Source organism: Massiliimicrobium timonense, assembly GCF_042850985.1.
In the GTDB taxonomy this organism is placed as follows: Bacteria; Bacillota_I; Bacilli_A; order Erysipelotrichales; family Coprobacillaceae; genus Allocoprobacillus.
On sequence record NZ_AP031415.1, the window covers coordinates 111,111 to 134,597 of the forward strand.

Sequence of the window (23,487 nt, forward strand, 5' to 3'; positions counted from 1 at the left end):
CTAATATATTATTTTTTCAAGATTTGTTGTTTAACTTGTACTCTATATTCATTCTCTTATATAATATATTATAGGTCAAAAATAATTAAGGGAGGAAGTTAAGTGAATGGGACAAGAATATTAGATGTTAAGTATGCTTTAACACAGATTCTTTATTTTGCATCTTTTAGTGCATTAATGGGGTATGCTTCAGTCTATTTATTAGGGCAGGGTGTTTCTAATTCATTAATAGGAACAACTTTAGCATTAGTCAGTATTATTGCTGTATTTACTCAACCAATGGCAGCTTCAGCCGTAGATAAAAAAGTCATTAAGCTACAGTCATTGGTTAATATTATTTTAATTGGAACAGTGATTTTATCATTATGTCTGTATTTCTTTGAATTATCTACAATGATGTTATTATGTGTTTTTGTAGGAATTGTCACATTTATGATGACTGTACAACCATTATTTAATTCTATGGCTTTTCTTTTTGAAAAATATGGTATACAAATTAATTATGGTTTAGCAAGAGGACTTGGAAGTGCTGCATATGCTTTAGCTTCAGCTGTATTAGGTTATCTTGTTGAAGATCTTGGAACAGGCGTCATTCCATTATTTTATATTATAGGAAATATCTTATTAATTATTGTTGTCTATACATATGTTGTTCCTAAAAATCAGCAACATCTTGTTCGACATGAACAACAAAATAAAGAAGAAACAGAACAGAAACAACTATCATTCTTTCAATTTTGTGCTCTTTATAAAAAATTTATGATTTTTGTTGTGGGGGTTGTTTTGGTTTTCTTTACACATACAATTATTAACAATTTCTTTATTCAAGTTATCACACCAATTGGTGGAACTGAAAGTCAAATGGGTATAGCTGTATTTATTGCAGCCATTGTAGAGTTACCGGCTATGGCTATGTTTAATATTATGCGTAAAAAAATCAATTGTGCAACATTATTAAAACTATCAGTTGTGATGTTTGCATTGAAACATTTATTAACTTTTTTAGCAACAAACATCTTCATGATTTATGTTGCACAGGTTTTACAAATTGGTGCTTATGCTATCTTTATACCTGCCAGTGTATATTATGTAAATGAAGTGATTTCTTAACAAGATCTTGTCAAAGGACAATCTATGGTTACTGTTGGGATTACAGCAAGTGGTATTATAGCCAACTTTGCAGGAGGAATTTTATTGGATGCTGTTGGTGTTTATCATTTATTGATGATTGGTGTTGTCGTATCAGTTGTCGGTGGTTTGATTGTGTTTGGGTCTATTGAAAAGAAAAAGGCGAATGTTATGGAATAAACAATCATATATCAAGAAGTTAAGCAGTTGAATTCAGTGAACGTGCTGATTGAAACTGCTTTTTATATTGAAGTAAAAAAGAAAGAAATTATTTATTTGATGTTTTTTGTAAAAAATGCTAATAGTTATTGTGAAATGATGTGATTATGGTATAATAGTGAACATCTTTTTATGATTGGAGGGATTTATTGAGGTAGGACTATATATGGTGTATTGAAGATAAAATCGACCCTTTGAAATACGCTGACGGTCAGCAGGTCATCGCCGATTTTATGACTGAATAAGTCTTATTGTGGGTTAGAAGCCCAGTTTTATGAGCGTACACTTGTAGAATCAATAAGAGTATTAAAAGCAATATGCTATATAAAGCTCAATGAATCTGATAAAAATTGAATAGTCAAAATAATCAGTAGTTACAAGTGCTCTCAAAAGGAAGGAGTATTTTAATGAAAAAATTATTTTTAATGTTATTATCTGTAGGAATGCTGGTAGGATGTCGTTCAAATAGTGTGAATATGAGTGATGAAATGAAAATTGATAATCCTATTGATTTATCAAAAGAAGATGGAGCAGACAGTGTCGAAAGACAAGGTGATCACGAAGATTCTATGTATTATGCTCATCCAGATTTTTATAATATGGAATCTACAGAATCATTGACAATTTTAAGTCACTTTCAAACATTACAACAATCTTCTGAATGGAGTTGTGGAGTAGATAGTGCTTTAATGGTATTAAATTATTATGATAAATTAGGTAATCATACAGAGGAATCTTTGGCACAATTGAGAACAAATGGTTTATCACCAGAAGCAACGAGCTTAGAATCAATGATTAAAATCTTTGAAGGTGTTGGTGGTATGGACATTCATTCTACATATGATTATACACAAGAAGAAGCAAGTGAAAAAATCAATCTGGATATGATTCGTCAATATTTAGAAAAAGGTGTGCCTGTCATGGTTGCATGGAACGATTGGGGTGGACATTGGCAGACAATTATTGGTTATGATGATATGAATACAGAAATAACACAGGATGATGTGATTATTGTTGCTGATTCTTATGATACGACTGATCATAATCAAGATGGTTATGGAATTATTCCAGCTGAACGCTTTTATTATAATTGGACAATGTATGATTTCTTTGAAAAGAATTATCAAATTGATGAAAGAGATCATTTGTTTATTGCAGTAGAACCAAAATAAAAATTTTTTGATACACGAAGTAGTCTTATATAGAGGCTACTTTTTATATAAAGTAAAAAAGGAGTGAATTATTAAGGAATGACAATCATACTTTAAAAGCATAATAGATAATAGATTATAAGTATTAGACATGATATATGGATATCAATATAATAGTGATGAGGAGTGGGAGAGATGTTTTCAAATCAAGAATTAAAAAATATGATTGTTCCTTTATTTTTTGAACAACTATTAGTGATGTTGGTTGGGATTGCTGATACATTTGTTGTCAGTTTTGTCGGTGAACAAGCAGTTTCAGGTGTATCATTAGTGAATATGTTTAATACAATTTTTATTTATCTATTTACAGCACTGGCATCAGGGGGTGCTGTTGTTATGAGTCAATATATTGGTAGTCATGATCACAAAAGAACAGTTCGTTCATCAAGCCAATTATTGATGTTTTCAACAGTTTTTTCAATTATTATTGCCATTATTGTTTTGATTTTTAATCGTACATTATTATCACTTTTATTTGGAAAAGTAGAAAATTCTGTCATGGAAGCTTGTGTCACTTATTTAAGAATATCGGCTTATTCTTATCCAGCATTAGCTATTTATAATGCAGGTGCTGCTTTGTATCGCAGTATTGGCAAAACAAGTACAACAATGTATATTTCATTGATTTCCAATATTATTAATGTTGTTGGTAATCTGATTGGTGTTTTTGTGTTCCATGCAGGTGTTGCAGGCGTTGCCTATCCTTCTTTGATAGCCAGAGCTTTTTCAGCTATTGCGATTACAGTTTTATGTTTTTCAAAGAAACAAATAGCTCATTATGAACAAAAAGATATCTTATGCTGTGATTTTCCAATGTTAAAAAGAATTTTAAATATTGCTGTACCTAATGGAATAGAAAATGGTATTTTTCAATTGGTTAAAGTGGCATTAAGTAGTGTTGTTGCATTATTTGGAACTTATCAGATTGCAGCTAATGGTATTGCCCAAAGTATTTGGTCATTAGCGGCATTAATTGGTTCTGCAATGAGTCCTGTTTTTATTACCGTTATTGGACAATGTATGGGTGCTCATAAAATTGATGAAGCTCAATATTATTTTAGAAAACTCATGAAATTAACACTTATTTTATCGATAATATGGAATGTTCTTATCTTTATACTGACACCTGTCTTTATGCAGTTTTATAATGTTTCCACACAAACCAAACAACTTGTTGTTATTCTTGTGTTAATTCATAATATTTTTAATACAGTTGCTTTCCCATTTTCAGGACCATTGTCTAATGGATTAAGAGCAGCTGGTGATGTGAAATATACTATGATTGTATCCATTGCTTCAACAGTATTTGGTCGTTTGATTTTTTCATTGATTTTTGCTTTAGGATTGAATATGGGTGTTATTGGAATAGCACTAGCAATGTGTTTAGATTGGACAATAAGAGGTATTATTTTCTATATTCGTTTTCGTATGCAAAGATGGACAAAATTCAAAGTTATTTAAATCTTCTTGTGATGAGAAGATTTTTTATATACAATAAAAGAAGAAAAGAGGGATATGATGATTAGAAATATTATGAAAGATCAATTCTTTTTAAAACAAAAATCAAAAGATGCAACACCAGAAGATATGAATATTGTTCAAGATTTATTAGATACAATGAATGCATATGAAACCTGTGTAGGTATAGCTGCAAATATGATTGGTGAATTAAAAAATATTATAGTGGTTAAGGATAAAAAAGACGATTTGGTTCTCATCAATCCAAAGATTATAAAAACAAGTTTAAAAACATATAACTGCCAAGAAGGATGTTTGTGTCATGAGGGTTTAAAAGAAACAAAGCGTTATGAAAAAATTAAAGTAGAATATTTTGATCAACATTTTCATCGCAAAATAAAAACATTTGATCAACAGACTGGGCAAATCATTCAACATGAAATCGATCATTGTCATGGTGTATTAATTTGATGAATGATTTTTATTTAATTTTGTAATTTAAAACCTTATAAAAGATTAAGAAGTTTAGATAAAAACATGTTATAAATTTTATAACATGTTTTTATAATGGATAAATCAATATAATTTCATTGTCGATATTTGTATAATAGGGATGGCTTTAAAATAATAATGTTTCAAAAGCAATAATAGCTTCACCAAAGAAGGTGTTGGGACGATTCAAATCATGGGAGAATGAATCATATTGACCAATTGTAATAGGTAATGAAGATAGTTGAATAATAGGGGAGTGAGCATTACCTATAAAGCTGATGATAGGAACATGATTATGATGAGCCGTTTTAATAATTTCGTTTAAGCGTGGTGTTTTTCCAGAATAAGAAACAACAATAAAAACAGTGTTATCAAAAAAATGTGGACTAAACATTTCCATATGTACAACACACATAGCTTGATAACCTAAAAGGGTTAAACGTTGTTGCATGTATTCTGCAATAGGAGCAGAGAATCCTAGTCCAAAAACAATAATACGTTTGGAATGATCTTGAAGTAATGATTGGAATTGTTCATAGAAAGAACGATATTGTTCGTGAAAGTCGATAGTATGATTATCCTTGGTAGATGTCAGATGATAAATCATATCACTATAACCATCAAAACCAAATTTATTACACAATTTATAAATGGTTGATGTACTTGTATAATTATCTTTTGCCATTTGACGTATACCAATTGACTTTAAGTCGGTTAAATGTTCTTGAATATAACGAACAATCTGTTTTTCTAAATCATTTAATTCAAATTTTTCGGATAAATGCTCTAGATTCATATCAACACCTCCAAAACAATTATGTCATATTTAAAAGAAAGGAGCAAGAATTCATGGCTAAAAAAATGTATGATCCATGGTCAAAAATTACAACAAGAAATGGTTATGCAGGAGATGAAGTGATCTCTGCATTACAAAAATCTATTCGTAGAGGTTTAGAAGAACAGGCATGTATGTTCGCTTATGAATTGTATATTTCTTCACCACAGTTAGAAGAAAAATTATGGCGAAGATTATTAACAATTTCAGTAGAAGATATTGGTATGGGAAATCCAATGGCATCTGTTGTTGTGAATAATTTATATCAGATGAGTAGAGAATTTGATTATGCTGATGGAGATAGACCTATCTATTTTATTCATGCCATTAGATATATGTGCCAATCTGAAAAAGATCGTTCAAGTGATTTATTGAAAAATATTTGTATCAAATCTTTTGCAATGGGGAAATTACCAGAAATTCCTGATTATGCATTAGATAAACATACACAACGTGGACAGGCAATGGGAAGAGATTCATTCCATTTCTTAAATGAAGCGAGCCGTGTTTATCCACAAAAAGAAATTGATAATGATTATAAAGAAAGATATGCCAAAATCTTAGAAGAATATGATCCAGAAAATGTTGTGGATACAGCATTTCAGTTTAATGGATGGCAATTTTAAAAGGGAGAGTAAAAAATGATTAGTCGATTAGAACAGTTATTATCACCGCTTGGAAATAAGTTAGGAAATCAAAGACATTTACAATCTATTTCTAATGGAATGATGATGTCACTTGCATTGATTGTTGTAGGATCAATATTTTTAATTATCGCCAATCCACCAATTAATTTAGATATCGTGGATATGAATACAGGTAATATTTTCCTAAAAGCGATGATTGCCTGGAAACAATGGGCAGTAACAAATTATAATACCATTACTATTCCATATACAATGACAATGGGATTAATTGGTTTAGTCACAGCATTTGGCGTTGCTTATTGTTTAGCTGAAAGCTATCAAATGAAACCAGCAATCAATGGTATTATTTCTATGTGTGTATTCTTGATGATTTCAGCACCTGTAACTGATGGACAGTTATCAATGACATACTTAGGAGCAGATGGATTATTTGTGGCTTTAATTGTAGGACTCATTTCAGTTGAAATATGTCGCTTGGTAGGAACAAAAGTTATCTTTACTTTTCCAGATAGTGTACCAACGGCCGTTACAAACTTTGTCAATTCATTATTGCCATTAGCAGCTAATATTATCATTATTTATGGTTTAAATTTAATTTTAATGGGAGTAAGTGGACAATCACTACCACAATTTATTATGAGTATTTTAACACCTGCTATTTCTGGTGTTGATAACGTATGGGCATATATGGGAATCTTTGCCTTTTCAAATATTTTATGGTTATTTGGAATTAATGGTTCTTCTATTATTTTCCCAATTGTTTTCACTTTAGGCATTACAAATTCAGGATTAAATGCAGAATTGATTAATGCTGGACAAAGTGCAGAACATATCATGAACTTACAGATGTATAGATATGCAGTTCTTGGTGGTGGAGGTAACACATTAGGTCTTGTCTTATTGATGTGCTTTTCTCAAGTGAAACATTTAAAAACGATTGGACGTTTAAGCGTTATTCCAGGAATTTGTGGTATTAATGAACCCGTTATTTTTGGAGCACCAATTGTCTTAAATCCTATTTTAGCAATACCTTTTGTTTTCATGCCATGTATTTCTATTGGACTTGGTTATTTGGCACAAAGTATAGGTTTAGTAAGTATGGGGTATATCGTTGACCCATCATTTACACCATTCTTTGCACAAGGATTCTTATCAGCATTAGATTTAAGAAATGTTATCTTTATGTGTGTATTGATTGTTATAAGTATGGTTGTGTATTATCCATTCTTTAAGGTTTATGAAAAATCAATAGCTCAAAAAGAAGGTATTGAAGAAAAATAATAAGAAAAGAGATTTCATTCATGATGTCATGATTGAAATCTCTTTTTCTATCATAATAGTTTATGACTGTTTTTGTAATTGTTTAATCATTTGAAATAATTCTTGAGGTGTTTCTTTTTTATCTGATAATATCCAATAATAACAGATTTGAAAATAAGGGATTGTATGATAAATCATAAAGTATTCTTTATATTGATGAATGAAAGGATTATTGGATTGTTCTAAACTGTTTAAGATACAATGCGTATTATATTTTGCGATATAGGGAAGTAAGTTCCACTTTTGTAATGCCAGTAAAAGGGCAGTATTTTTATCAAAGAATTGTATAAAATCTAAGATAGCCTCATCACTTGTAAAATAGGAAATATCAATATATTTATTTTGAAATGCTTTTTGATGAGCTTGTCGATAGGCTTCTTTTAAAACATCTTCAACAGATTGGTAATTATTATAAAAAGCATTTCTTGAAACATGAGCTTTTGTGACTAAAGATGTAATTGTGATATCTTCAATAGATGTTTTTTGTAATAAATCAATAAGTGCCTCAGTAATCTGTTGTTTAGAATAATTTGCTTTGTTCATGACAATCACCCATTTCATTATATCAAATAACAACAAAAATGCGAAGAATGTCCTTTTTGACTTATACTTATTGATAAAATATAAAGAAAGATTTATAGTGCATTTAGGAGGATAGAAAAATGAAAGATTATTTTGGATATCAAGGACAAATCGCAGTTGTGACAGGTGCAGCTTCTGGGATGGGAAAAGCAACAACAGAAATGTTAGTGGACTTAGGAGCAAAAGTTTATGCATTAGATTGGCAGAAAGTAGAGGTAGATGGAATTGAAAAATATATACATGTTGATTTAAGTCAAAAAGAGTCTATAGATCAGGCATTTCAAGAGATTCCTGACCATATTCATGCTTTCTTTGGTATAGCAGGAGTTTCAGGAGCAAAAAATGATTTTATAACAACTTGTAAAATTGATTTATTATCTAATCAATATATTTGTGAAGAATATTTAATTCATAGAATGCAAAAAGGTGACGCTATTGCATTTATGACATCTACAGGTGGTAATGGATGGGAAAGAGAAGATAATAAAGATATTTATTTACCAGTTATTCAGGCATCTGGATGGGATGGAAAAGTTGCGGCTATAGAAAAAACAGGTATGAGTCGAATGCCTGGAACAATGGCATACCCATTTAGTAAATTAGCTATGAATTATTTAACAGTCTATTTACAATCTACATTTGCATCTCAAGGTATAAGAGTAAATGCTGTATTACCAGGGTCAACAGATACAGGTATGAAAGATGAATTTACACAAATGGCTGGTGGTGAAGAAGCTTTATTATCTCATTGTGGTTATGCAAAACGTCTGGCTACCAGTGAAGAAATGGCTATGCCTATCGTCTTTTTAAATAGTGTAATGGCTTCATATATTTCTGGTGAACATTTAATTGTTGATTTTAGTCAAACCAGTGAAGAAATTGCAGGAATTAAGCCAGTAGGACAAGTGATTTCTTTAAAAGGAATATTAGAATATATGAAAAATATGTAATCTTCATTTATAAATGTTATAATTGTAATGACAGTTATAGCATTTTATTTTTCGTTATATAAGTGAATGGTGATAATGATGATTATAGATAAGGTTAATGATATTATTAATGGACATACAAGTAAAAATTCATTATATGTTTTTTGTGTTTTTATTAAGGAAAATATTGCAAAGATTCCTAGAATGACTATTGAAGATATAGCAAAAGCATGTTATATATCAAAAGGACAAGTTTCAAAGTGTATTCGAAATCTAGATTATCAAAATTATGAGGAATTTATATATGAATGTTATTCATATTTAGATTCCTTAGAAAGAAGGCAGCTTTTCATTGATAAAAAATTATCTTTAAAGGAAAACATAAGCATTTTTTCTGATAATTTTCTTAAAAATATACAGTACACTCAAAAATATTTAGATTATACTCAAATAGAAGAACTTATTAAAAATATAAAAACTTCCCGTAAAATTTACTTATATGCTCAAGGGGATGCACGATCACTTATTTATAATATTCAAAGGGAATTGAATATATATCATATCAATACAATTATTTGTGACGTGGATTTAAAAAAAGAATATTCTTTTACAAATCAAGATTTATTTATTGTTATAAGCATAAATGGAGATACTTTTCACTATGATAAAAGAATTATTCAAAGACTAAGAAAAACAAAAGTTAATAAATGGTTGATTACATGTCAGAATGATATCAATTTCTGTGAAAATCAAATTTTTATCCACTGTTTGCATTTTTCTTATCATGTATATATGATGAGATATATTATTGATATTATTCTTCTTGGTTTACAAATGTGAGTTTCCTTTTTGGAAACTTTTTTTGATTGTGCTTATTTTTTTTATATGATGATTACAGGAGGATGTTATATGCATAAAATTTCAAGTGAATTACTCTATGTTTTCGCTATTTTGTTATTGGGGTTTGGTGTTAACTTAATGTCAATAGCTGATTGTGGCATGTCAATGATTGTTTGTCCAGCATATATTATTAGTCAAAAATATAATCATTTAACATATGGACAAGCAGAATATTTAGTTGCGGGATTTCTATTTGTTATTTTTTGTATCATACTACGAAAGTTTCGATTAGCTTATTTAAGTTCGTTTATAACAGGTTTTTTATATGCAACTACGGCTGATATTTTAAAATTCATATTACCAATATTTCAAGTAACTATATCTTCTTTGGTAATACGTATGATTTGTTTCTTTTTGGGAATGATGATATCTGCTTTAGCAGTAGCTATGTTTTATGAAACATATTTTTATCCACAAATTTATGATTTCTTTTGTAAAGTATTATCTAAGAAATATAAAATATCATTGAAGTTATTCAAAACATGTTTTGATTGTACATTTTTAATGATTTCACTATTTATGTCTTTGATATTATTTAATGATTTTGTAGGTATAGGGTTAGGAACAATCATTATGGCAATATGCAATGGAGCATTGATACAATTTTTTCGTACAAAAGTTTTAAGTCATTTTATTTATATACCAAGATTTAAAAAATTATCATATTATTTAAACAATGCATAAAGGAGGAAAAGTTATGGGATTTAAAGAAGGATTTTTATGGGGTGGTGCAACAGCTGCCAATCAAGTTGAAGGTGGTATTTTCGAAGGTGGACGTGGTTTAGCTAATGTCGATTTGATGCCGTATGGTCAAGATCGATATGCTATTGGAACAGGAGAAAAATGGATTGATCATATTGACAATCACTATTTTCCAAGTCATCAAGCTGTTGATTTTTATCATCATTATAAAGAAGATATTGCATTAATGGCAGAAATGGGATTTAAAGTTTTTAGAATATCCATTGCATGGACACGCATTTTTCCACATGGTGATGAAGAATCACCTAATGAAGAAGGATTAAAATTTTATGAAGATGTATTTAAAGAGTGTCATAAATATCATATTGAACCATTAGTGACAATAAATCATTTTGATTGTCCTATGTATTTGATCAACAAATATGGAGGATGGAGAGATAGAAGAATGATTGATTGTTATGTTAAATTAGCAAAGGTTCTATTGATAAGATATAAACATTTTGTAAAATATTGGCTAACTTTTAATGAAATCAATATGATACTTCATTTTCCGTTTGTTGCAGCAGGACTAAGATTTAAGGATGATGAAAATAAAATACAAGCTATGATTACCTGTGCGCATCATGAATTAGTTGCTAGTGCACTCGTCACAAAACTGGCTCATGAGATTAATCCACAAAATCAAATTGGATGCATGTTAGCAGCAGGGTCTTATTATCCAGCAACATGTAAACCTGAAGATTATTGGAAAGCTATATGTGATAATCGAGAAAGCTATATGTTTATTGATGTTCAATCAAGAGGCTATTATCCTCCATATGCTTTAAAATGGATAGAAAAGAATCAAGCTACCATTCCATTTATGAATGATGATAAGAATTTATTGATGGAAAATACTGTTGATTTTATAAGTTTTTCATATTATTCATCAAGAGTTTCTAGTTCGACTCCTGATAGTAGCTGTCAAACTGAAAGTAATGTATTTGCATCTGTTATAAATCCATATTTGAAATCGAGTGAATGGGGATGGCAAATTGATCCTTTAGGTTTAAGAATTACTATGAATGAACTTTATGATCGTTATCAAAAACCATTATTTATTGTTGAAAATGGTTTGGGAGCTAAAGATATTGTAGAAGAAGATGGAACAATTCAAGATGATTATCGCATTCATTATTTAAGAGAACATATTAAAGCGATGAAAGATGCTGTTGACAAAGATGGTGTTGATTTAATGGGATACACAACATGGGGATGTATAGATTTGATTTCCAATGGGACTGGTGAAATGGAAAAAAGATATGGATTTATATATGTAGATAGAGATAACAGGGGAAAGGGAACGTTCAAAAGGTTAAAGAAAAAATCGTTTGAATGGTATAAAAAAGTCATTGCTACAAATGGGGAATTATTATAAAAAAACATGTCACTAGTACATGTTTTTTAATTATATAAAATACTTTGATAATATTCTTTTGTCTTTTGTTCAAAAGATTGATTCATATCCATTTGTTTTTCAATGATTTGTGATTCCATCTGTTGAATTTGATCTTCTTGAGGAGCATGGTCACTGGCAATGACGCTCACTGTAGATATTGTTGCTTGAGGAAATTGTTCTTGGAGATGACGAATCATTTCATTGATTTGATTTTGAATTGTACTTTTAACATCATTGAGTAAATTATCAATAATCAGTAAAATCATATGTATAAAAGGATAATCCTTATCCACCACAACATAAGCACCTAATGCTTGTTGGTGATTCATAGAATTTAATGGGAATTGTTGTGTCATGTCCATTTTTTCAACAAAGTATAATGGGCTATAAAAAACGTGGTCTTCTTTTCGTGTTAAAAATGGTTGATCTTGATCTGGCTGAAGAAATAACATGTCTTTATATAATGAAAAAATAACATTATCATTATAGATAGGTGTTAATTGCTTAAAATCCTCTATTCCTTTGGATAGAGTTGTATACATATCATTGCTGTATTTCATTTTTTCAACATAATCATGTATATCTTCTTGAGAAATCATATCAAGATATTCATAAAGTCTTTTCATAACCTCACCTCAATCATGGAGTATAGCATAAATATATCATATAGAAAAGAAAAAAGTCTTATGGAAATTGAAAAAAGGGTTGACTTTAAACCTTACTTTAGCGTTATGATATAGTACGAGGAGGTTTTACAATGAAAACAAAAAAATTAACATTTGGAGCTATGTGTTTAGCTATATCTTTATTATTACCACAAGTCTTTCATATCATTGGTATGCAACAGGCTGGTTCTGTTTTTCTTCCAATGCATTTACCTGTTTTTATTGGTGGAATGTTACTTGGACCTATCTATGGCTTATTTTTAGGAATCTTTGCTCCTTTGACAAGCTTTGTTGTAACAGGAATGCCTTCTGCTGATCGTGTCTTGTTTATGATGAGTGAACTGGCAACTTATGGGACAGTCAGTGGTCTGTTGTTTCATCAGTTCCATTTCTCTAAACAGAAATTTGGTTCTTTATCTGCCTTAGTTCTTTCCATGATTGCTGGAAGGGTTATCTATGGTATTGTGATTTCTATTGCAACATATCTGTTTGGTATTCCTTTGGGAGGCATTCCAGCAGTGATTGCAGCTACAACAACAGGGATTCCGGGAATCATTATTCAGTTAATCTTTGTACCAGCAATTGTGATGGCAATTGTTAAGGGAGGCTATTTTGATGAAGTTGCTACAGCTACAAAAAAAGCTTAATGAAGAAGAATTATCTCTTATAGCCAATCGACAAGGAGAGATCTATACATCCAAGTTACATGGAATTGGACCAATTATCAATCCTATGAAGGAACATCTTTATTATTTTGAAGATGCAATCGTAGTTGATAAAGTCATTGGAAAAGCAACTGCAATGTTACTGATTTTATCAAAAGTGAAATACATTTATGCCTATGTCTTAAGTGAAAAAGCCAAAGAAATATTGGAATATTATCATATCAGTTATGATTGTGAAAAAGTTGTTCCTTATATTATCAATAGAACACATGATGGTATGTGTCCTATGGAAAAGACTGTTTATGATATGAATGATTTAGATGAAGCTTTTATAGCTTTAAAACATAAACAAAGTGAATTAATGAAACAATAATGTAAAAGCATCCCATTTGGATGCTTTTTTCATATAGACGACATCACTCATAGTAAGCTTTCACGTCATGATAATCATCCTTTGTGAATAATATCGTATAAAATGATTTCAGACAAAACATATCTATTATATAATAGAAATATAAAGGAGTTGTTTCATATGAAAAATAAATATGACTATCCTCGTCCACAATTATATCGAGAAAGCTTTCAATCATTAGATGGAGAATGGTTATTAAACCAGCAGATTATCCAAGTCCCTTATCCACCACAAGCTCCTTTGTCTTGTTATCAAGGGGAAATTGGTGAACATCTTCATTATCAAAAGACATTTATATTAGATGCTCATATGCTTGGAAAAGAAAAAAGTATTCATTTGCATTTTGGTGCTGTGGATCAAATCGCAAAAGTCTATATAAACCATCAATGTGTAGGAGAACATCAAGGTGGCTATTTGCCATTCTGGTTTGACATTACATCGTTTATTCAAGATGGAGAAAACCTTTTAGAAGTTCAAGTCACTGATCAGCTATCTGATCTTTATCCTTATGGCAAACAAAAGAAAAAATCAGGTGGTATGTGGTACACACCAGTATCAGGCATTTGGCAATCTGTCTGGCTTGAAGCTGTACAATCACATTACATACAGGATTTAAAAATAACCCCATCTTTAGATCAGATACATCTTCATATTGAAACAACAGCTGATTACTATCAAGTCAGTATTGTCGCAGATGAATTATTTTTAAAAGAAATATTTCATGATAAAGATATTGATATAGACATACCATCTTCATATCGTCATTTATGGACTACAGAAAATCCATATCTATATAGAATATTTATAGATACGGATAATGATCATGTAGAAAGTTATTTTGCTTTAAGAACAGTAGAGGTTAAAAATCAGGATATTCTATTAAATGGAAAGCCTATATTTATACATGGGGTTTTAGATCAGGGCTATTTCCATGATGGACTATATTTGCCTCATCAAATGAATGAGTATGAAAAAGATATTTTAAGAATGAAAGAATTAGGATTTAATTGTCTAAGAAAACATATTAAAGTTGAACCTGAAGCTTTTTACTTTGCCTGTGATCAACTTGGAATGTTAGTCATACAAGATCATGTTAATAATGGACAATATCATTATATCAGAGATACAGTTTTACCAAACTTAGGGTTCAAATATCGCTTGGATCATGTAAGAGGGAAACAACTTCAAAAATATATATATCAAAAACATATGTTGGACACATTGAAACATTTATATAATCATCCTTGTATTATTGGATATACTATTTTTAATGAAGGATGGGGTCAGATTCAAGCTGATAACATGTATCAATTATGTCAAGACTATGATTCATCTCGTTTTTATGATGCCACTTCTGGCTGGTTTCATCAAAAATTAAGTGATGTTCAAAGTGAACATGTTTATTTTAGAAACAAGGTATTAAAAAATAAACAAAATCGACCTATATTATTAAGTGAATGTGGTGGTTATACAAGAATTGTCGATCAGCATGTCTATTCTTCTCGTCATTATGGTTATGGAACAACCCATAGTGAAGAAGAATTAACGAATCAGATGATAAAAATGTATGAAGAAATGGTGTTACCATCTATTGATCATGGCTTATGTGGATGTATTTATACACAATTATCAGATATAGAAGATGAAATCAATGGTTTATATACATATGATCGTCAAGTATGTAAAGTCAATAAACAGCGTTTATTGAAGCTACAAAAACAAATTCAAAAAACATTTGAGGAAAAGAAAAGAATATAATGATGTTTATTCATTATATTCTGATACATTTTCCTTTTTTTCATTTTGAATATAATATTGAGTATCTTTGATAATATCTGCGAGTGTGATGCTTTTCAATTCATTTTCTAAAGCTTTTTGAACCTGTATTAATTTGTTATCCAATATATGATGAATATTTCTACCTACTGGGCATTGTGGATTAGGGTTTTCATGAAAATGAAATAATTCACCATTTTCAATACAGTCAACAGCATGATAAATATCTAAAAATGTAATATCTTTTGGATCTTTAGCTATTGAGGCACCTCCACTACCACGTTGCACATGAACAAGACCAGCATTTCGTAACTGAGATAATATTTTTCTAATAATCACTGGATTCACATTGACACTTTCAGCTAAAAAATCACTTGTTATTTTCGTTTCATTTTGAAATGTATCAATACAAGCAAAAATATGTACAGCAATAGTAAAACGACTTGAAATTTGCATATCTACTCCCTCTTTCTTTTCTGTTTTGATTATATAGGGCATTTGATGTAATGTCAATGTTTACAATTACAATATTTGTTCCATCATGATTTTTAAAGGCGTCATACCACATTTTTCATAGAATTTCATTGCTGATTCATTTAAACACCAGACATTTAACGTCACATGATAATAATGTTGCGTTTTCGCATAGTTTAAAACATATTCATAAAGCTGTTTTCCAATCTGCTGACCACGACATTTTTCATCTACACATAAATCATCAATATAAAGTGTTTTTTTATTTTCATAATGATGTTGTTCTATACAAAAGACGTATCCAAGTATTTGATGAAGATGATCTTCATAAACAAAGATTGGTCTTGTATCATCTTGTATGACTTGGATAAGTTGTTCATCTGTATATTTTTTACTTCCATGTTGGAATAAATCAGGTCGTCCATCAGCGTGTACATTATTAACTTGAAATAATAAATGATTAAGACTTGCTAAGTCTTGTATTGTTGCTTCTCTAATCATAAAAATCCTCCAATCTTTATTTCTGTTTGACAATATGATATTATGATTATTAATAAAAATCAAGGAGATATCATATGTTACATCAAGGAACAAAGCGATTAGAGAGTCAACGTTTTATTTTACGTCCATTTCAAAAAGATGATGCCAAAGCAATGTTTGAACGTTGGGCAACTGATGAAGAAGTGACACATTTTTTAACTTGGAAACCACATCAGAATATTCAAGTCACACAACAGATTTTAGACGATTGGATTAAACAATATCAGAATTTGAATTATTATAATTGGGCTATTATTATCAAGGATTATGATCATTTACCTATTGGCAATATATCAGTTGTAGAAGTGAATGAGAAAACTCATTTAGCTGTTATTGGATATTGTCTTTCACGCCAATATTGGCATCAGGGAGTCATGAGTGAGGTTCTGGATAGAGTCATTGATTTTCTTTTCAATGAAGTAGGCTTTGAATGTATTCAATCTCATCATGATCCTTTAAATCCACATTCTGGACAAGTTATGTTGAAATGTGGAATGACATATGAAGGAACTTTGAGACATAGTGACTGGAATAATCAAGGGATTGTAGATGCATGTTATTATTCCATTTTAAAAGATGAGTATAAAAAGAAAGTTTAGACTTTTTTATAAGAAGTCAATATCATATAAATAGTAAAGGTTATCCTAAGTATTATAAAAAAACCACCAATGATGATATCTTTAACATTGATGTGAGTATGAGTTAGAATATTTATTTAAAAAATAAAAACACAGAAATACTACTTCTGTGTATAAATATGATGATTTTCATATAAATGAATATGTGCCGGTAAAGAATGATCAAGGACTCTTTTGACATTGATGCCATCAGAGTTTTCATAGAATTGTTTGGCTAAATGATAAGGAATACCACCCATCATTTTACGTTGAATCAAGCGTTTCTTTAGCTCTTGAATAGGGGCTTCAATAAAAAGAGAATCGTCAAATAAAGTATGAATATCTTTCCATTTCTCTTCATTGAGCAATAAGTAATTACCTTCTAAAAGAACTATTTTTTGACAGATATGAATTTGATCTTCAACAGGATTATGCAAAACTCTGTCATATATAGGAAAATCAATATCATTTGTTTGCATATCTTTTATCTTATTAATGAGTCTATCCACATCAAAAGTTTCTGGACAACCTTTGACATCTTTCATGTATATTTTTTGTTGATCTTTAATGATATAATGCGTATCCAAATAATCTTGATAACGATGAAAGCCATCCATGCCTAAAGCCTGTAAAGATGTCACATTAGAAATATTTTGTGATAAATATTCAAGAAATAGTGAAAGTGTTGTTTTTCCAGTTCCAGGCGGAGCAGCTAAAAGAATCAATAATCTTTGATTCTTTTCTTTTTGCATTTGCGTCCATTTTTTCAATAAAGGAATAAATATATTTTGAATATTCTGTTCATCAAATTGAGCCTTTATAAGATGTCCATTGACATTAAGTTCATAAGTTTTCATAAGTCCTCCTAAGGAATAATAATTTTTCTTCTCTTTTTATGACAAGTTTTTTCATAGAGTAAAGATTGTATATTCATCTTGATGAGTTCATTACGACGAAAAGATAATGAATGGATTGTCTGTTTTTGAATATCAAAACAATAAAGTTTTGTGACACAATTGATAAAAAGATAATGATAGAAATCATGAGGAATATCTTTTTGGATTAAAAATGTTTTTAAGTTTTCTTGAGATAAATTATGACAGTGAGAAAAAATATAAAGTCCATTATGCAAATATCTTTCATACTTTTTACACTTGATAAGTTTACGTTCAATAGCATCATCTATTTTTTCAAAAACAAAAGAAATGTTTTGATCATCATGATCAAAGGGTGTCATATCCAATGTTTTATATAAAGGTTTTTTCATATCAGCAACCGCTTCTTCAGGTGTTAAAGCCTGAGTGACTTCTATGCCATGATGATAAAGAGGAATACGCAAATCAGGACGATCTGATAATAAGATGTCTTTTTCATCAATATCAAAGAAAGTAGCTAATGTTAATGCAGCATATTTTTCAAAATAATTTTTACTATAAGTTTCACTCATTTGGACACCATCCTTTCTTCTATTATCTCATAGAATACAGGAAAACTCTAGAATCTATGCTATAATAAAAAAAGATTGGAGATAAAAATATGTGTGGAAGATATTATTTAATTAAAAGGATATATGAAGTTTTAAAGGATATGGAGATGGATGTTGCTTCATCATTACAAGTGATAGGAGATTGTAGACCTCATCAGATGTTGCCAGTCATCATTCAAGAAGGAAATCATTGTCAGATAAAAATGATGCAATGGGGCTATACAATCAATTCAAAACTGATTATTAATGCCCGTAGTGAAACGATTTTAGATAAGACATTATTTCGAGAAGATATTCAAAATCGTCGTTGTCTTATTATAGCGAAAGGATTTTATGAGTGGGATATTCATAAACATCAGATATCTTTTGAACCAATGGAAGATATTTTATTGATGGCAGGCTGTTATAATAAACAAGGAGAATTTGTTATTCTAACAAAAGAGGCTAATGATGTGATGCAACCTGTTCATTCGCGAATGCCAGTTATGTTATCACCTCATCAAATCAATAGTTGGTTTGATCAACAAAGCTATCAAAAATATCTTCAGTATGAAATACCTTTTCATATTGTATCAGGCATCTTACAGCAATCTTTATTTTAAGCAAATGGATTGCATTTTCATAGCAGAGGTATTATGATGAAACAAAGGAGTGAAGGATAGATGTTAGAAGTTGGAACAAAGGCCCCAGATTTTACTTTATTAAATCAAAATGGTGAAGAAATATCATTAAGTCAATATCGAGGACAGAAGGTTATTTTATATTTTTATCCAAAAGATAATACACCTGGATGTACAAAACAGGCTTGTGGATTTGCACAATTATATCCTGATTTTGTCAAAAAAGGAGCTGTTATTTTAGGCGTCAGTAAAGACAGTGTCAAATCTCATAAAAAGTTTGAAGAAAAATATCAGTTACCATTTACATTGTTATCAGATCCAGACTTAGTAGCTATACAAGCTTATGATGTATGGAAAGAAAAAAATATGTATGGTAAAAAGGTTATGGGAGTTGTTAGAACAACATACTTGATTAATGAAGAAGGGATTATTGAAAAGGCATATACAAAAGTCAAAGCAGCTCAAAATCCAAATGATATGTTAGAAGTTTTAAACGCATCTTTATAGATGTGTTTTTTTGTTATAGACTGGAAACAAGACTTGAATTTCTTTATAATAAAGCATATAAGGGGAGGAAGACAAATGATTCGATTAATTGCGACGGATATGGATGGCACTTTTTTAGATTCACAAAAAAAGTTTGATAAATCTTTTATAGATTTGTTTTATCAAATGAAAGAGAAAAATATAAAGTTTGTTATAGCGAGTGGAAATCAATATTATCGCTTATATCAAAAATTTTTACCTCTTAGTGATCAGATGTATTTCATTGCTGAAAATGGAAGTTATATTGCGAAAGGAACAACAGAATTGCATTGTGATGTGATTTCATATCAAAAAGTGAAAGAAATGGTACATATTTTATCACAATACCAACGTATTTTTATCATTTTATGTGGGAGAAAAGGTGCTTATATTTTAAAAGATTATTTTGCATATAAAAATGAAGTTAAAAAATATTATTGTGCTTATTCATTTATAGATTCTTATGATGAGATTCATGATGATATTATGAAGATTGCCATCTATGATAAAGAACAGCATATTCAGGATTTATTAGATGAGATTCGTCAACAGTTACCAGATGGCGTTAAGATTGTTACATCAGGAAATGAATGGATGGATATTCAAAATCAGCACATGCATAAAGGGGTAGGTATCAAATTTTTACAAGATACATACCAGATTAATCCAGATGAATGTGCAGCCTTTGGAGATCAAATGAACGATTATGAAATGTTGCAGGAAGTCAAATATGCTTATGCCATGTCAAATGCAGTAGAACCTATTAAAAATATTGCTTATGAGGTCATTGGATCAAATGATGAGCAGGCTGTGCTCAAGAAGATTCATAATATTTTAGAAGAAACTGAGGGATAAAAATGAAGAAAGTAGAATTTGAACGTATGCAATCCGTTACAGTTGGATTTGGTGGAATAAAAGGAAGTAAATATCAGTTTGAAGGCATTGAAGAAAAAATTAAGCAACGTATCTTGGATGGCTGGACTTATCTGGGGTATGTTCCAATCATAACGAGATCAACAGGAGATGTTGAAACAATTTCCCTTATTTTTGAAAAAGAGGAAACAGCATGAGTCAACGTATTCTAGATCGATTAAATGAAAACTATCATTTAAGTGAAAATGATCAGGTCATTGTCACATATCTGCTGGAACATTTAGAAGAAATTCCACAGCTTTCATCAAGAGAACTCGCCAAAAGAACTTATACCAGTGCAACAACAATCATTCGTTTTATTAAAAAATTAGGATATAAAAATTATAGTGATTTTAAATATCATATCGTCTTGATGTTGAAAAATATGAACTTAGATAATTATGATATCTTTTCTGGTGAAGATATACTTTCTATTTCACAGAAAGTAAGCCAATTAGAAAATGATACGATTCAAAAAACGAAAGATTCTTTAAATCAAAAGGATTTACAGGATATTGTTTCATCTATTGAATCACAAAAATATGTTGATATTTATGCTAATGATACAAATTCAACGATTTGTTATTATGCTGCACATATTTTCAGTCGTCTGGGTATTTTTGTTCAAGTTTATAAAGATACAGATTTACAGATTAATCATGCTTTAAACATAAAAAATAATCATGTGATTATGATTGTGAGTAAGCATTCTCGAAATCCTTATCTCATTGATTTAAGTCTAACTTTATTACGCAGACATATTCCATTTATCGTTTTTACAGGACAAAATCAAAATCGTTTATCCCAAAATGCAACATATACGATTCATACACCTTTTGATCCACAATCATCAAGTATTCAAGAGTGGGTTTTTTATACATCTTTAAAATATATTTTTGATTTGATTTATAGTCTTTTATATTCTATGTCTTATGAAAAAACAAAAAAATACGAACAACTTTATGATCAAATATTTTTTAAGAATCTGTAACATTGTTGTAGATTTTTTATGTTTATTTAATGAAATTGGTTGACAATGTTCCTCAATCATGAACAGGTCTTGTATTTAAAAATGAAAGACTTTATAGTGGAACTATCAAAAGAAGGAGGAATCAAAATGTTGAGAATTTTACTAGCATGTGCAGGTGGTATGTCGACAAGTCTGCTGATGAATAAGATGAAAGAAGAAGCAGAGCAAAGAGGTATTGAAGTCAGTGTGGATGCTGTAGGTGAAAAAACAATTGGTAATCACATAGGTAATTTTGATGTTTTATTGTTAGGTCCACAAGTCAGATATGTTTTAAAAAACGTCCAAGATGTTGTTGGTGACAAGGCTCCATTTGATGTGATTGATATGCGTGATTATGGAACAATGAATGGTGCAAAAGTTTTAGATCAGGCAATCAAGATGTATGAATCATTTTATCATAAGAAAGTGGGGGAATAAGATGTCTTTACCAAAGGATTTTTTATGGGGTGGCGCAACTGCGGCACATCAGTTTGAAGGCGGTTATTTAGAAGATGGAAAAGGGTTATGTAGTGGAGATGTTGTCACAAGTGGAGATGGTAGAAATGGTATTCAAAGACGAGTCACTTATACTTTGCCAGATGGTCAATATGGTTCACAATTTGTCTTTCCTTATCAGGATTTACCACAAGATGCAAAATTCTCTTGTCATGTAGATGAGTTTTATCCAACACATGAAGCCAGTGACTTTTATCATCATTATAAGGAAGATATTGCCCTTATGGCGGAAATGGGATTCAAATGTTATCGTATGTCCATCAATTGGGCAAGAATATTGCCACATGGTGATGATGAAATTCCAAATGAAAAAGGTTTAGAATTCTATGATCGTGTCTTTGATGAATGTTTGAAATATCATATCGAACCAGTCGTGACTTTATTACATTTTGAAACACCAGTTTCGCTCATCAATAGATATGGAGCATGGATTGATCGTCGTTGTGTTGATGCATTTGTCAAATACTGTGAAATTGTGATGAAAAGATATCAACATAAAGTCAAATATTGGATGACATTTAATGAGATTAATAATATGGAAATTCTACCTCTTTATGCTGGAGGATTATTAAAAAATGATGATCAGTCTAAAGCCACTGCGACTTATCATCAATTCATTGCAAGTGCAAAAGTTGTGAAAATGGCTCATAAAATTAATTCTGAAATGAAAGTTGGCATGATGATTGCTTATACAGCAGCATATGCTTTGACTTGTCATCCACGTGATGAATTGAAATTAATGAAAGACAATCAGATAAGACATTTCTATTGTGATGTACAATGTCGTGGTCATTATCCACAATATAAGTTAAAAGAATATCAAAGAAAAGGACTTCATTTACCTGTTTTAGAAGGGGATCAACAAATTTTAAAAGAAGGGACAGTTGATTATATTGGATTGAGTTATTATTCAAGTTCATGTGTCAGTGGTGATGAAAAACAGAAAACGACATCTGGTAATATGACAACTTCCGTCATCAATCCATATTTAAAAACAAGTGAATGGGGTTGGCTGGTTAATCCTGTTGGATTACGTATTGCTTTAAATCAGCTCTATGAAAGATATGAATTACCATTATTTATTGTAGAAAATGGTTTAGGTGCTATTGATCATATGGAAAACGGACAAATCCACGATACTTATCGTATTGAATATTTAAAAGAACATATTTATGAAATGAAAAAAGCAATAGAAGAAGATGGCGTAGATTTAATGGGGTATACACCATGGGGATGTATTGATGTGATTTCTGCTGGAACAGGAGAGATGAGAAAAAGATATGGTTTTGTATATGTGGATAAAGATGATAGTGGAAATGGAACAATGAAGCGTTATAAAAAAGATTCATTTTATTGGTATCAAAAAGTTATACAGTCAAATGGAGAAGAAATATAAGATAAAGGAGATG

The 23,487-nt window shown here is 30.1% G+C and carries 29 protein-coding genes; 22 read left to right on the forward strand and 7 right to left on the reverse strand.

Annotated features, from left to right (window positions below):
* Positions 1-102: 102 nt before the first annotated feature.
* The 5 genes from ACGHJ8_RS00615 (at position 103) to ACGHJ8_RS00635 (ending at position 4,487) form a co-directional block, all read left to right on the forward strand.
* Entirely contained in the window at positions 103-1,110 is a 1,008-nt protein-coding gene (locus ACGHJ8_RS00615) for an MFS transporter (protein WP_390541085.1), read from the forward strand.
* Between the two features lie 24 nt (positions 1,111-1,134).
* Entirely contained in the window at positions 1,135-1,308 is a 174-nt protein-coding gene (locus ACGHJ8_RS00620; protein WP_390541087.1) for a hypothetical protein, read from the forward strand.
* A 446-nt stretch (positions 1,309-1,754) separates the two neighbouring features.
* Positions 1,755-2,519: a C39 family peptidase gene (locus ACGHJ8_RS00625; protein WP_191341899.1), complete on the forward strand. Its 765-nt coding sequence runs from the start codon at positions 1,755-1,757 to the stop codon at positions 2,517-2,519.
* A 174-nt stretch (positions 2,520-2,693) separates the two neighbouring features.
* Positions 2,694-4,019: an MATE family efflux transporter gene (locus tag ACGHJ8_RS00630; protein WP_211962612.1), complete on the forward strand. Its 1,326-nt coding sequence runs from the start codon at positions 2,694-2,696 to the stop codon at positions 4,017-4,019.
* Between the two features lie 57 nt (positions 4,020-4,076).
* The gene (locus ACGHJ8_RS00635) at positions 4,077-4,487 is read left to right on the forward strand and encodes a peptide deformylase (protein ID WP_205089408.1); all 411 of its coding nucleotides are present in this window, start codon (positions 4,077-4,079) and stop codon (positions 4,485-4,487) included.
* A gap of 148 nt (positions 4,488-4,635) precedes the next feature.
* On the opposite strand, the gene ACGHJ8_RS00640 is transcribed toward ACGHJ8_RS00635, so the two are convergent.
* A complete protein-coding gene (locus ACGHJ8_RS00640; RefSeq protein WP_087358747.1) occupies positions 4,636-5,304 on the reverse strand; it encodes a MurR/RpiR family transcriptional regulator in 669 nt (222 codons plus the stop codon).
* Between the two features lie 53 nt (positions 5,305-5,357).
* Here ACGHJ8_RS00640 and ACGHJ8_RS00645 point away from each other — a divergent pair, with 53 nt between their 5' ends.
* On the forward strand, positions 5,358-5,969 hold the full coding sequence (locus ACGHJ8_RS00645; protein ID WP_211962613.1) for a hypothetical protein: 612 nt from the start codon (positions 5,358-5,360) through the stop codon (positions 5,967-5,969).
* 15 nt (positions 5,970-5,984) lie between these two features.
* Positions 5,985-7,271, forward strand: coding sequence for a PTS sugar transporter subunit IIC (locus ACGHJ8_RS00650; protein WP_211962615.1), 1,287 nt, complete (start codon positions 5,985-5,987; stop codon positions 7,269-7,271).
* A 60-nt stretch (positions 7,272-7,331) separates the two neighbouring features.
* On the opposite strand, the gene ACGHJ8_RS00655 is transcribed toward ACGHJ8_RS00650, so the two are convergent.
* Positions 7,332-7,853 carry a TetR/AcrR family transcriptional regulator gene (locus ACGHJ8_RS00655; protein WP_087243608.1) on the reverse strand — a complete coding sequence of 174 codons (522 nt, stop codon included), beginning with the start codon at positions 7,851-7,853 and terminating at the stop codon, positions 7,332-7,334.
* Positions 7,854-7,972: 119 nt separating this feature from the next.
* Here ACGHJ8_RS00655 and ACGHJ8_RS00660 point away from each other — a divergent pair, with 119 nt between their 5' ends.
* From ACGHJ8_RS00660 to ACGHJ8_RS00675, 4 genes are all read left to right on the forward strand, one after another.
* Positions 7,973-8,842: an SDR family oxidoreductase gene (locus tag ACGHJ8_RS00660; RefSeq protein WP_087243609.1), complete on the forward strand. Its 870-nt coding sequence runs from the start codon at positions 7,973-7,975 to the stop codon at positions 8,840-8,842.
* Positions 8,843-8,920: 78 nt separating this feature from the next.
* Positions 8,921-9,661 (forward strand): MurR/RpiR family transcriptional regulator, encoded by a 741-nt coding sequence (locus ACGHJ8_RS00665; RefSeq protein WP_211962619.1) that lies wholly within the window; start codon positions 8,921-8,923, stop codon positions 9,659-9,661.
* A 69-nt stretch (positions 9,662-9,730) separates the two neighbouring features.
* Entirely contained in the window at positions 9,731-10,405 is a 675-nt protein-coding gene (locus ACGHJ8_RS00670; protein WP_390541092.1) for a DUF6198 family protein, read from the forward strand.
* A gap of 13 nt (positions 10,406-10,418) precedes the next feature.
* The gene (locus tag ACGHJ8_RS00675; protein WP_390541094.1) at positions 10,419-11,840 is read left to right on the forward strand and encodes a 6-phospho-beta-glucosidase; all 1,422 of its coding nucleotides are present in this window, start codon (positions 10,419-10,421) and stop codon (positions 11,838-11,840) included.
* A 26-nt stretch (positions 11,841-11,866) separates the two neighbouring features.
* On the opposite strand, the gene ACGHJ8_RS00680 is transcribed toward ACGHJ8_RS00675, so the two are convergent.
* On the reverse strand, positions 11,867-12,487 hold the full coding sequence (locus tag ACGHJ8_RS00680; protein ID WP_129736646.1) for a hypothetical protein: 621 nt from the start codon (positions 12,485-12,487) through the stop codon (positions 11,867-11,869).
* A 131-nt stretch (positions 12,488-12,618) separates the two neighbouring features.
* On the opposite strand from ACGHJ8_RS00680, the gene ACGHJ8_RS00685 reads away from it, so the two are divergent.
* The 3 genes from ACGHJ8_RS00685 (at position 12,619) to ACGHJ8_RS00695 (ending at position 15,361) form a co-directional block, all read left to right on the forward strand.
* Positions 12,619-13,173, forward strand: a complete 555-nt coding sequence (locus ACGHJ8_RS00685) for an ECF transporter S component (RefSeq protein ID WP_390541097.1) — start codon at positions 12,619-12,621, stop codon at positions 13,171-13,173.
* Positions 13,142-13,564 carry a DUF1893 domain-containing protein gene (locus ACGHJ8_RS00690; protein ID WP_390541099.1) on the forward strand — a complete coding sequence of 141 codons (423 nt, stop codon included), beginning with the start codon at positions 13,142-13,144 and terminating at the stop codon, positions 13,562-13,564. Before ACGHJ8_RS00685 ends, ACGHJ8_RS00690 begins: the two co-directional genes overlap by 32 nt.
* 159 nt (positions 13,565-13,723) lie before the next feature.
* The gene (locus ACGHJ8_RS00695) at positions 13,724-15,361 is read left to right on the forward strand and encodes a glycoside hydrolase family 2 protein (RefSeq protein ID WP_390541101.1); all 1,638 of its coding nucleotides are present in this window, start codon (positions 13,724-13,726) and stop codon (positions 15,359-15,361) included.
* Positions 15,362-15,367: 6 nt separating this feature from the next.
* Here the strand turns inward: ACGHJ8_RS00695 and ACGHJ8_RS00700 are convergent, their stop codons facing one another.
* Both ACGHJ8_RS00700 and ACGHJ8_RS00705 read right to left on the reverse strand, forming a co-directional pair.
* Positions 15,368-15,835, reverse strand: coding sequence for an Rrf2 family transcriptional regulator (locus tag ACGHJ8_RS00700; protein ID WP_390541103.1), 468 nt, complete (start codon positions 15,833-15,835; stop codon positions 15,368-15,370).
* A gap of 66 nt (positions 15,836-15,901) precedes the next feature.
* Entirely contained in the window at positions 15,902-16,354 is a 453-nt protein-coding gene (locus ACGHJ8_RS00705) for a GNAT family N-acetyltransferase (protein ID WP_390541105.1), read from the reverse strand.
* A 74-nt stretch (positions 16,355-16,428) separates the two neighbouring features.
* Between ACGHJ8_RS00705 and ACGHJ8_RS00710 the strand changes: the two genes are divergently transcribed.
* Entirely contained in the window at positions 16,429-16,992 is a 564-nt protein-coding gene (locus tag ACGHJ8_RS00710; protein WP_390541107.1) for a GNAT family N-acetyltransferase, read from the forward strand.
* Positions 16,993-17,132: 140 nt separating this feature from the next.
* Here ACGHJ8_RS00710 and ACGHJ8_RS00715 read toward each other — a convergent pair whose 3' ends face one another.
* Positions 17,133-17,867 carry a nucleoside/nucleotide kinase family protein gene (locus ACGHJ8_RS00715; RefSeq protein WP_390541109.1) on the reverse strand — a complete coding sequence of 245 codons (735 nt, stop codon included), beginning with the start codon at positions 17,865-17,867 and terminating at the stop codon, positions 17,133-17,135.
* Positions 17,868-17,875: 8 nt separating this feature from the next.
* Positions 17,876-18,457, reverse strand: coding sequence for a hypothetical protein (locus ACGHJ8_RS00720; protein ID WP_087243623.1), 582 nt, complete (start codon positions 18,455-18,457; stop codon positions 17,876-17,878).
* Positions 18,458-18,546: 89 nt separating this feature from the next.
* Between ACGHJ8_RS00720 and ACGHJ8_RS00725 the strand changes: the two genes are divergently transcribed.
* The 7 genes from ACGHJ8_RS00725 (at position 18,547) to ACGHJ8_RS00755 (ending at position 23,474) form a co-directional block, all read left to right on the forward strand.
* Positions 18,547-19,098 (forward strand): SOS response-associated peptidase, encoded by a 552-nt coding sequence (locus ACGHJ8_RS00725; protein ID WP_390541111.1) that lies wholly within the window; start codon positions 18,547-18,549, stop codon positions 19,096-19,098.
* A 60-nt stretch (positions 19,099-19,158) separates the two neighbouring features.
* The gene (gene bcp / locus ACGHJ8_RS00730) at positions 19,159-19,623 is read left to right on the forward strand and encodes a thioredoxin-dependent thiol peroxidase (RefSeq protein WP_087304404.1); all 465 of its coding nucleotides are present in this window, start codon (positions 19,159-19,161) and stop codon (positions 19,621-19,623) included.
* A 75-nt stretch (positions 19,624-19,698) separates the two neighbouring features.
* A complete protein-coding gene (locus ACGHJ8_RS00735) occupies positions 19,699-20,496 on the forward strand; it encodes a Cof-type HAD-IIB family hydrolase (RefSeq protein ID WP_390541114.1) in 798 nt (265 codons plus the stop codon).
* A 2-nt stretch (positions 20,497-20,498) separates the two neighbouring features.
* Entirely contained in the window at positions 20,499-20,711 is a 213-nt protein-coding gene (locus ACGHJ8_RS00740; RefSeq protein ID WP_390541116.1) for a hypothetical protein, read from the forward strand.
* On the forward strand, positions 20,708-21,544 hold the full coding sequence (locus ACGHJ8_RS00745) for a MurR/RpiR family transcriptional regulator (RefSeq protein ID WP_390541118.1): 837 nt from the start codon (positions 20,708-20,710) through the stop codon (positions 21,542-21,544). The genes ACGHJ8_RS00740 and ACGHJ8_RS00745 overlap by 4 nt, the downstream gene beginning before the upstream one ends.
* A 126-nt stretch (positions 21,545-21,670) precedes the next feature.
* On the forward strand, positions 21,671-22,000 hold the full coding sequence (locus ACGHJ8_RS00750; RefSeq protein WP_390541120.1) for a PTS sugar transporter subunit IIB: 330 nt from the start codon (positions 21,671-21,673) through the stop codon (positions 21,998-22,000).
* 1 nt (position 22,001) lies between these two features.
* Complete coding sequence (locus ACGHJ8_RS00755; protein ID WP_390541122.1) at positions 22,002-23,474, forward strand: family 1 glycosylhydrolase; 1,473 nt, start codon at positions 22,002-22,004, stop codon at positions 23,472-23,474.
* The last annotated feature ends 13 nt before the right edge of the window (positions 23,475-23,487 follow it).

What these genes read in the sequence shown, in the direction of transcription:
- ACGHJ8_RS00620 (WP_390541087.1), top strand. Translation starts at nt 1,135, where the DNA reads ATGGTTACTGTTGGGATTACAGCAAGTGGTATTATAGCCAACTTTGCA.
- ACGHJ8_RS00625 (WP_191341899.1), top strand. Translation starts at nt 1,755, where the DNA reads ATGAAAAAATTATTTTTAATGTTATTATCTGTAGGAATGCTGGTAGGA.
- ACGHJ8_RS00630 (WP_211962612.1), top strand. Translation starts at nt 2,694, where the DNA reads ATGTTTTCAAATCAAGAATTAAAAAATATGATTGTTCCTTTATTTTTT.
- ACGHJ8_RS00635 (WP_205089408.1), top strand. Translation starts at nt 4,077, where the DNA reads ATGATTAGAAATATTATGAAAGATCAATTCTTTTTAAAACAAAAATCA.
- ACGHJ8_RS00640 (WP_087358747.1), bottom strand. Translation starts at nt 5,304, where the DNA reads ATGAATCTAGAGCATTTATCCGAAAAATTTGAATTAAATGATTTAGAA.
- ACGHJ8_RS00645 (WP_211962613.1), top strand. Translation starts at nt 5,358, where the DNA reads ATGGCTAAAAAAATGTATGATCCATGGTCAAAAATTACAACAAGAAAT.
- ACGHJ8_RS00650 (WP_211962615.1), top strand. Translation starts at nt 5,985, where the DNA reads ATGATTAGTCGATTAGAACAGTTATTATCACCGCTTGGAAATAAGTTA.
- ACGHJ8_RS00655 (WP_087243608.1), bottom strand. Translation starts at nt 7,853, where the DNA reads ATGAACAAAGCAAATTATTCTAAACAACAGATTACTGAGGCACTTATT.
- ACGHJ8_RS00660 (WP_087243609.1), top strand. Translation starts at nt 7,973, where the DNA reads ATGAAAGATTATTTTGGATATCAAGGACAAATCGCAGTTGTGACAGGT.
- ACGHJ8_RS00665 (WP_211962619.1), top strand. Translation starts at nt 8,921, where the DNA reads ATGATTATAGATAAGGTTAATGATATTATTAATGGACATACAAGTAAA.
- ACGHJ8_RS00670 (WP_390541092.1), top strand. Translation starts at nt 9,731, where the DNA reads ATGCATAAAATTTCAAGTGAATTACTCTATGTTTTCGCTATTTTGTTA.
- ACGHJ8_RS00675 (WP_390541094.1), top strand. Translation starts at nt 10,419, where the DNA reads ATGGGATTTAAAGAAGGATTTTTATGGGGTGGTGCAACAGCTGCCAAT.
- ACGHJ8_RS00680 (WP_129736646.1), bottom strand. Translation starts at nt 12,487, where the DNA reads ATGAAAAGACTTTATGAATATCTTGATATGATTTCTCAAGAAGATATA.
- ACGHJ8_RS00685 (WP_390541097.1), top strand. Translation starts at nt 12,619, where the DNA reads ATGAAAACAAAAAAATTAACATTTGGAGCTATGTGTTTAGCTATATCT.
- ACGHJ8_RS00690 (WP_390541099.1), top strand. Translation starts at nt 13,142, where the DNA reads ATGAAGTTGCTACAGCTACAAAAAAAGCTTAATGAAGAAGAATTATCT.
- ACGHJ8_RS00695 (WP_390541101.1), top strand. Translation starts at nt 13,724, where the DNA reads ATGAAAAATAAATATGACTATCCTCGTCCACAATTATATCGAGAAAGC.
- ACGHJ8_RS00700 (WP_390541103.1), bottom strand. Translation starts at nt 15,835, where the DNA reads ATGCAAATTTCAAGTCGTTTTACTATTGCTGTACATATTTTTGCTTGT.
- ACGHJ8_RS00705 (WP_390541105.1), bottom strand. Translation starts at nt 16,354, where the DNA reads ATGATTAGAGAAGCAACAATACAAGACTTAGCAAGTCTTAATCATTTA.
- ACGHJ8_RS00710 (WP_390541107.1), top strand. Translation starts at nt 16,429, where the DNA reads ATGTTACATCAAGGAACAAAGCGATTAGAGAGTCAACGTTTTATTTTA.
- ACGHJ8_RS00715 (WP_390541109.1), bottom strand. Translation starts at nt 17,867, where the DNA reads ATGAAAACTTATGAACTTAATGTCAATGGACATCTTATAAAGGCTCAA.
- ACGHJ8_RS00720 (WP_087243623.1), bottom strand. Translation starts at nt 18,457, where the DNA reads ATGAGTGAAACTTATAGTAAAAATTATTTTGAAAAATATGCTGCATTA.
- ACGHJ8_RS00725 (WP_390541111.1), top strand. Translation starts at nt 18,547, where the DNA reads ATGTGTGGAAGATATTATTTAATTAAAAGGATATATGAAGTTTTAAAG.
- bcp (WP_087304404.1), top strand. Translation starts at nt 19,159, where the DNA reads ATGTTAGAAGTTGGAACAAAGGCCCCAGATTTTACTTTATTAAATCAA.
- ACGHJ8_RS00735 (WP_390541114.1), top strand. Translation starts at nt 19,699, where the DNA reads ATGATTCGATTAATTGCGACGGATATGGATGGCACTTTTTTAGATTCA.
- ACGHJ8_RS00740 (WP_390541116.1), top strand. Translation starts at nt 20,499, where the DNA reads ATGAAGAAAGTAGAATTTGAACGTATGCAATCCGTTACAGTTGGATTT.
- ACGHJ8_RS00745 (WP_390541118.1), top strand. Translation starts at nt 20,708, where the DNA reads ATGAGTCAACGTATTCTAGATCGATTAAATGAAAACTATCATTTAAGT.
- ACGHJ8_RS00750 (WP_390541120.1), top strand. Translation starts at nt 21,671, where the DNA reads ATGTTGAGAATTTTACTAGCATGTGCAGGTGGTATGTCGACAAGTCTG.
- ACGHJ8_RS00755 (WP_390541122.1), top strand. Translation starts at nt 22,002, where the DNA reads ATGTCTTTACCAAAGGATTTTTTATGGGGTGGCGCAACTGCGGCACAT.